At 47.1% G+C, this 7,049-nt stretch carries 7 protein-coding genes; 1 reads left to right on the top strand and 6 read right to left on the bottom strand.

Features of this window, described 5'->3' with window-relative positions; genetic code table 11:
• Positions 1–17: 17 nt before the first annotated feature.
• Positions 18–731, bottom strand: coding sequence for a YebC/PmpR family DNA-binding transcriptional regulator (locus B3M90_RS04270; protein ID WP_214854245.1), 714 nt, complete (start codon positions 729–731; stop codon positions 18–20).
• Between the two features lie 194 nt (positions 732–925).
• On the opposite strand from B3M90_RS04270, the gene B3M90_RS04265 reads away from it, so the two are divergent.
• A complete protein-coding gene (locus tag B3M90_RS04265) occupies positions 926–2,698 on the top strand; it encodes a glycoside hydrolase family 13 protein (protein WP_290782756.1) in 1,773 nt (590 codons plus the stop codon).
• 55 nt (positions 2,699–2,753) lie between these two features.
• On the opposite strand, the gene B3M90_RS04260 is transcribed toward B3M90_RS04265, so the two are convergent.
• The 5 genes from B3M90_RS04260 to B3M90_RS04240 all read right to left on the bottom strand — a co-directional run bounded on the left by B3M90_RS04260 (position 2,754) and on the right by B3M90_RS04240 (position 6,966).
• Positions 2,754–3,956 carry a DUF1015 domain-containing protein gene (locus tag B3M90_RS04260; protein ID WP_290758940.1) on the bottom strand — a complete coding sequence of 401 codons (1,203 nt, stop codon included), beginning with the start codon at positions 3,954–3,956 and terminating at the stop codon, positions 2,754–2,756.
• A gap of 14 nt (positions 3,957–3,970) precedes the next feature.
• Positions 3,971–5,128, bottom strand: a complete 1,158-nt coding sequence (locus tag B3M90_RS04255; RefSeq protein ID WP_214854236.1) for a phosphoglycerate dehydrogenase — start codon at positions 5,126–5,128, stop codon at positions 3,971–3,973.
• Positions 5,129–6,193: a 3-phosphoserine/phosphohydroxythreonine transaminase gene (gene serC, locus B3M90_RS04250; RefSeq protein ID WP_214728281.1), complete on the bottom strand. Its 1,065-nt coding sequence runs from the start codon at positions 6,191–6,193 to the stop codon at positions 5,129–5,131.
• 124 nt (positions 6,194–6,317) lie between these two features.
• On the bottom strand, positions 6,318–6,683 hold the full coding sequence (locus B3M90_RS04245) for a nuclear transport factor 2 family protein (RefSeq protein WP_023468530.1): 366 nt from the start codon (positions 6,681–6,683) through the stop codon (positions 6,318–6,320).
• 82 nt (positions 6,684–6,765) lie between these two features.
• A complete protein-coding gene (locus B3M90_RS04240) occupies positions 6,766–6,966 on the bottom strand; it encodes a cold-shock protein (protein ID WP_290782758.1) in 201 nt (66 codons plus the stop codon).
• Positions 6,967–7,049 lie beyond the last annotated feature (83 nt).

The following is a 7,049-nucleotide window of genomic DNA, read 5'->3' as shown; positions in this document are numbered from 1 at the left end:
TCCTCTTGTCTTTTTGATTATAACTCTACGTTATGGTACACCTGTTGCACATCCTCAAGATCTTCAAGTGCATCAATCATCTTCTCGAATTGTGCGACGTCGTCTTCAGACAACACGACTTCGTTTTGGGCGAGCATGACCAGTTCAGCAAGGGAGAACTCGGTAATTCCTGCAGCTTTCAACGCTTCTTGTACAGCATGGAATTGTTCCGGCTCAGCGTAGATGATGACAGATTCGTCTTCTTCGAGGATATCGCGCACATCAATATCCGCTTCCATCATCAATTCGAGAACGTCATCTGCAGTTTTACCTTCAAAGGCAAAGATTGCCGTCGCATCGAACATATAAGCGACGGATCCGCTCACGCCCATGTTTCCACCATTTTTTCCGAATGCAGCACGAACGTCAGAAGCCGTCCGGTTAACGTTGTTCGTCAACGTTTCGACGATGACCATTGAACCGCTTGGACCGAATCCTTCATAACGCAAGACGTCGTAGTTTTCTTCCGCTCCACCTTTTGCTTTTTCAATCGCCCGATCGACGATGGCACGTGGCACGTTGTATGTTTTCGCTCGTTCGAGAACGACCTTTAATGCTTGGTTTGATTCTGGATCGGGTTCACCTTGTTTAGCCGCTACATAAATCTCACGACCGAACTTTGCGTAGATCCGACTCGTATTTTTGTCTTTTGATGCTTTTTTTTCCTTGATGTTGTTCCATTTACGACCCATTTCATATCCACTCTCTTTCCGTAATATCAGAAATCCCTGATTTCCTATGCGTTATCAGTATACCTTAAACTACCTGACAGACTGAACTAAAATGTCGGTCGAACAGTTGAATTTCTACTAAATGCGTTTAAGTGATGCGGAAGAAAGGAACTTTACCGATAGAGAAATATCAATTTAAGGGAGAGTGACAGTATTTGAACCAGGCTGGAGTAGTTCATCGCGCATTATCACCATTCGTTTATGCCTATGATCAAGAGACCGTTCATGTTCGACTGATGACGGCTAAAGACGATATTGAAAAAGTCGAATTGATATATGGTGATCCGTATGAATGGGAAGCGGAAAAAGAAGAAGACCGAGATTGGAATTTTGATCCGGATAAAGAAAAATACTGGAAAGTGCAACGGAAGTCGATGCAATACAATGGAAGTGACGCGACGTATGACTATTGGTTCATTGCAATCCGTCCAGAACGGAAGCGGGTAAGGTATGGGTTCGAGGTTCATGGCGAAACGACAGCCGTTTTGACCGAACGCGGTTGGTATGACGAAGCGCCACTCGATCATCCGGGCTATTATTTTTCTGTTCCATATGTTCATGCGACGGACGTCTTTGATACGCCGGATTGGGTGAAAGATACGGTCTGGTATCAAATTTTCCCGGAACGATTTGCGAATGGCGACACGACGAACGATCCAGCGGGAACGAAGGAGTGGGGAAGTGAAGCACCAGCTTTTCAGAATTTCTTCGGTGGAGATTTTCAAGGGGTCATCGATCACGTCGATCATTTACAACGGCTCGGCGTCACCGGTGTCTACTTCTGTCCAGTGTTTGAAGCACCATCGAATCATAAATACGATACGCTTGATTACTTAAAGCTTGATCCTGCCTTTGGTGACGAAAAAACGTTCCGTAAGATGATCGATGTGCTGCATGAGAACGGTATCCGCGTATTACTCGATGCCGTCTTTAATCATATTAGTGAAGATCACCCCGCATTTCAGGATGTCTTAGAAAAGGGACAAGACTCAAAATTTGTCAACTGGTTCACGATTGACTCTTTCCCGGTCGATCCGTCGATCCCGAACTATGAAGTGTTTGCATTTGAACGGAACATGCCGAAGTTGAATACTGCCCATCCGGACGTCAAAGACTATTTGCTTCACGTCGGACGTTACTGGGTCGAGGAATTCGGAATTGACGGCTGGCGTCTGGATGTCGCTAGTGAAGTCGATCATGCGTTTTGGCGTGATTTTCGAAAGGAAGTCCGGGCTGCGAACGGAACATGTTATATCGTCGGTGAATGCTGGACGGATTCACAACCATGGCTCCTCGGCGATCAATTTGATGCCGTCATGAATTACGGTTTGACAGAGAGCTTTTTGACTTGTTTTGCGACGGGCGAGACGAGCGTTCGTGATTTCTCACATGCAGTCATCCGGAATTTAAACTGGCATTCTCAAAATGTCAACGAGGTCATGTTCAATTTGATTGACTCGCATGATACGCCGCGTGCTCTAACGCGTGCGAAAGGGAATATCGATCGAATGAAGTTACTCTTCACTACACTGTTGACGTTTCCGGGTTCACCCGTCATCTATTATGGCGATGAGATTGGAATGATGGGCGGACAAGACCCGGCCAACCGTGCATGCATGGAATGGGATGAGACGAAGCAGAACCGTGATTTGTTCGATCACGCTGCACAGTTGATCGCCCTTCGAAAACAGCATCCGGTTTTAGCAAATTCCGGAACGTATCATTTCCAAAGGATCGATGATACAAAACAGACATTTGTCGTCGAGCGACGTCAGGGCGAACAGGTTTACTTGCTCGTTGTCAACGTAAGTGAAGAGGCACAATCTCTTTCGCTTGAGGGAACGTATGAAAGTCTGTTAGATGCAGCGACGTTATCGGGAACTATTCAAGTAAAAGCTGTGTCAGCTCTTCTTTTACGACACGTTTAAGAAAAAGCAAGTCGTGGATGCGATATCCATGACTTGCTTTTTTAGTGCGTGTGCATTACGAATCAAACGGATGGATCAGTAAACCACTCCGAAGCTTCGGTTCGAACCAAGTCGACTTCGGGGGCATTACTTCTCCTGCATCAGCCACATCCATTAAATCTTCGATCGAAGTCGGATGCAAGTGAAAAGCGACCGCGGCATGTCCGGAATCCACGATTTGCTCAAGACCGGCATACCCCTTATGACCACCGACGAACTGGATACGTGCGTCCGTTCGTGGATCTTCGATACCGAGTAACGGTGTCAATAACTCTTCTTGTAAAATCGAGACGTCGAGATTCGCTTTCGTCCCTGTTCGTTCAGAATCGTACGAAAGGGTATACCATTGCCGATTGAGATACATCTCGATTTGGTGACGTTTTGTTTGTTCGGCACGTCCTTTGGCGATCGTGAAGCGATGGGCTAGACGTTCGAGAAAATCAACGACGGATTGACCGTACAGATCTTCGACGACACGATGATAGCCGAGGATTCGCAATTGTTCCTGCGGAAAGGAGACACCAAGGAAGCGTTGGGCTTCTTCCTGATCCGTCCGACTGGCAGCGACGGCTGCCGCTGCAGCGCGATGGTGACCATCAGCGATATAGAGGGCGTCGTGGCGTGCGAACTGGCTTCCGATCGTCAACAGATGATGGCGATCGATGACTTTAAAAATTCGGTGTGTGATTCCATCGACAGTAAAGTCGTATAGGGAATCACCTGCAGTAATCGTCGAGACGATTTCTTGAAGCTGGGCATCCGTTTGATGCGCAAGTAAAATAGGTCCAGTATGAGCTTTTAGATGTTCGACATGTCGGACACGATCGCGCTCTTTGTCCGGACGCGTGAACTCATGTTTACGAATTTGATTCGTTTCATAATCGCTAACGGAAACACATCCGACGAAACCGGATTGTGTATGTGTCCCGTCAGACAGTTGATAGATATAATACGTCTCGTCCGTGTCGAGCTGTAAGATGCCGTTTGTTTGACTCTCTTCGAAGGCGAGAGCTGCTTGCTGATAAACGCGTGGATCATCTTCAGCGATTAATGACGGAAGCGTGGCTTCTGCTTTATCGATCCGTAAAAAAGACAGCGGATGACGACGAATCTCAGACCGTGCTTCTTCGCGCGAATAAACATCATAGGGCAAAGCAGCAAAATCTGCTGCATATTTTGAATCCGGTCGTAACGCGGCAAAAGGTTCGAACGTTGGCATGGGGATCACTCCTTTTAAAGTAGACGTGTTTTCAAGACGCCAGGAATTTGATTCAGTCGGTCGAGCGAAATCAACTCGTCCGCATGGTTATCGATATCGATGATCGTATAGGCAATAGCATCTTTACTACCATTGATCATATTCGCGATATTGATCGACTCTTGTGCTAACACGGAGGCAATTTGACCGACCATATTCGGAATGTTATGGTGAGCAATCGTAATCCGTCGTTTTCCGGTGAACGGTAACTCGACAGCTGGGAAATTGACAGCATTACGGATGTTTCCTGTCTCAAGGAACAGACGCAGTTGATCGACCGCCATGATGGCACAGTTTTCCTCTGCTTCACTCGTTGATGCCCCGATATGCGGCAAAGCGATGACCCGTGGAAGGGACAAGATGAAGGCATTCGGGAAATCCGTCACATAATTAGCCAGACGACCAGACCGGAGTACATCGGCTAACGCTTGTTCATCGACGAGTTCGCCACGCGAGAAGTTGAGCAACGTCGCGCCGTGCTTCATCTTCGACAAGAGTGATGCATCGAGTAAACCCTTCGTAGCGTCAACGAGCGGAAGATGCAACGTGATGTAGTCGCTTGTCGCGAGCAGATCCTCAAGCTGTGTTGCCCGCTGAATTTGATTTGAGACACGCCAAGCGGACTCAACGGACATATGTGGATCATAGCCTGTAACGGTCATGCCAAGCTCATGGAGAGTGTTGGCTAAGTTCGCGCCGATTGCTCCAAGTCCTACGATCCCGATTCGTTTCCCGAGCAACTCCGTTCCGACAAATTGTTTTTTGTTCGCTTCAATCCGCTCCGGAATATCCGGTCCGCGTAAGTTGTTCGTCCAAAGTAGACTGGGGACGAGCTTTCGCGCCGTTAAGAATAAGCTGCCGATGACAAGTTCCTTGACGGCATTTGCATTAGCGCCTGGTGTCGAAAAGACAGGAATCCCGCGATTCGCAAGTTGATTAAGTGGAATCGTATTGACACCGACGCCAGCTCGGGCTACGGCTTTAAGACTATCCGGGAAGCGCATGTCATGTAAATCCTTGCTGCGGACGAGAAAGGCGTCTGGTTGCTCCGTTTCCCGCTGGACGTGATAGTCGTCTGTGAATCGTTTTAATCCTTTATCCGATAAATCGTTCCATAGTTGAATTTGATACATTTAGCGTTCCCCCTGTTCAAAACGGTGCATGATATGAAGCAGTGCCGTAACCCCTTCGGTCGGCATCGCATTGTAAAGACTCGCGCGCATTCCACCAATCGAGCGGTGACCGGCAAGATTGATCAAATCGTGACGCGCAGCGAAGTTCAAGAAAGCAGCGTCTTCCGATTCGCTTCCAGTCGAGAATGGAATGTTCATCCGGCTTCGATCCTTGACGGCTACATGGTTATGAAATAGATCGGATTGATCAATTGCTTCATATAACATGCGCGCTTGTGAGACGTTTCGTGCCGCGATCGTCTCGAGTCCCGTCTCTTCAATCCAATCGAGCACTAATTTCGTCATATAAAGACTAAACGTCGGTGGCGTGTTATAAAGAGATCGCTGTTTGGCATGGATGTCATACCGTAAGTAGGCACCGATCGTGTCAGGAACACGATCAAGCAACTCGTTCTTCACGATGACGACCGTTAAACCAGCGACACCAAGGTTTTTTTGAGCACCAGCATACAACACATCGAATGACTCGATTGGCAATGGTTCAGACAAAATCGATGACGAGACATCAGCGACGAGTGGCACATCGACATGAGGCGGTGTCTGATAAGTCGTCCCTTCGAGCGTATTGTTCCAAGTGATGTGCAAATAGTCGGCTGTTGACGTGAACGGACCTTCTGGAATGAAGCGATATCCGTGATCAGCGGAAGAGGCGAGCACGTTGACCGTGGCGTACAGTTTGGCATCTGCAATCGCCTTCGTCGACCAGCCGCCGGTATCGATGAAATCAATCCGTCCGGTCTTCGTCGCCAGATTTTGCGGTAACATCGCGAACTGAAGTGTAGCTCCTCCTTGAAGAAACAATACGGAGTACGAATCGGGAATCGACATCAGTCTCCGTAAGGATTGTTCAGCTGCCTCCCGAATCGATTCGAAGATTGGCGAACGATGACTCATTTCAAAAACGGATTGTCCTGAATTTTCATAATCGAGTAGCTCGGATTGAGCTTTCAATAGGACCGGGGCAGGAAGGACTGCTGGACCGGCAGAAAAGTTATAAACCGTCATGAGGAACACTCCTTCTTGAATTTTCAGAAAATATGTACCACTCAAGTGTAACGGAATGAAAAATGAGAAGCAATTCCAACTGACGATGAATGGAAAATGAAAACAAAAACATCCCTTGAATCCGTTACGAAGGATCAAGAGATGTCAATTGACCAAAGTGCCATTTCCAACCATCTGACGTAGCACGATAGATGGATACGATCCGGAAACGACCAACGTATTGAGTTGTCCCGTATTCAAATCGGTCTTCTGTCAAACTATACTGGATTGCCGTATCTTCGAAATGATCAATGTATGAAAAATCATCGGTCCGGGATAACCAGCGGATGTTTGCAGGATCCACGTAATGATCGAGGTAGGTCTCGGCATCAAATGACCGCCCTAATGCATCGATGAACGTAAATTCGGGAGATAATAGATGCGAGACTTGTGATAAATCTCCTTTTAGCATAGCATCTTGAAGGTGTTGCATCGTTTGTTCGAGTGTCATGTTACATCTCCTTTCTTCCTGAATCGCTAGTGTAGCATATATAAACAAAAAAAGACCCTGCGTGAGCAGGGTCTAAAAGAAATTAAAGTTTTACAACGTTAGTTGCTTGTGGTCCACGTTGACCTTCTTCAACTTCGAAAGAAACCTCTTGACCTTCGTCAAGTGATTTGAAACCTTCAGATTGGATTGCTGAGAAGTGTACGAATACGTCGTCTCCGCTTTCGCGCTCGATGAAGCCGAATCCTTTTTCTGCGTTAAACCATTTTAATTTACCTTGTTCCATGTGTATTGCCTCCTGCGTGTGACTGGCACACTGATTATTACTACCGTGATCAATTTCATCGAATATAAAGTGAAACACTTCGT

It is taken from the genome of Exiguobacterium sp. UBA6309, assembly GCF_002439205.1.
Classification (GTDB): domain Bacteria; phylum Bacillota; class Bacilli; order Exiguobacteriales; family Exiguobacteriaceae; genus Exiguobacterium_A.
The sequence above is the reverse complement of the archived record's forward strand: the minus strand, read 5'-3'. Positions and strand labels throughout refer to the sequence as shown.

What these genes read in the sequence shown, in the direction of transcription:
- B3M90_RS04270 (WP_214854245.1), bottom strand. Translation starts at nt 731, where the DNA reads ATGGGTCGTAAATGGAACAACATCAAGGAAAAAAAAGCATCAAAAGAC.
- B3M90_RS04260 (WP_290758940.1), bottom strand. Translation starts at nt 3,956, where the DNA reads ATGCCAACGTTCGAACCTTTTGCCGCGTTACGACCGGATTCAAAATAT.
- B3M90_RS04255 (WP_214854236.1), bottom strand. Translation starts at nt 5,128, where the DNA reads ATGTATCAAATTCAACTATGGAACGATTTATCGGATAAAGGATTAAAA.
- serC (WP_214728281.1), bottom strand. Translation starts at nt 6,193, where the DNA reads ATGACGGTTTATAACTTTTCTGCCGGTCCAGCAGTCCTTCCTGCCCCG.
- B3M90_RS04245 (WP_023468530.1), bottom strand. Translation starts at nt 6,683, where the DNA reads ATGACACTCGAACAAACGATGCAACACCTTCAAGATGCTATGCTAAAA.
- B3M90_RS04240 (WP_290782758.1), bottom strand. Translation starts at nt 6,966, where the DNA reads ATGGAACAAGGTAAATTAAAATGGTTTAACGCAGAAAAAGGATTCGGC.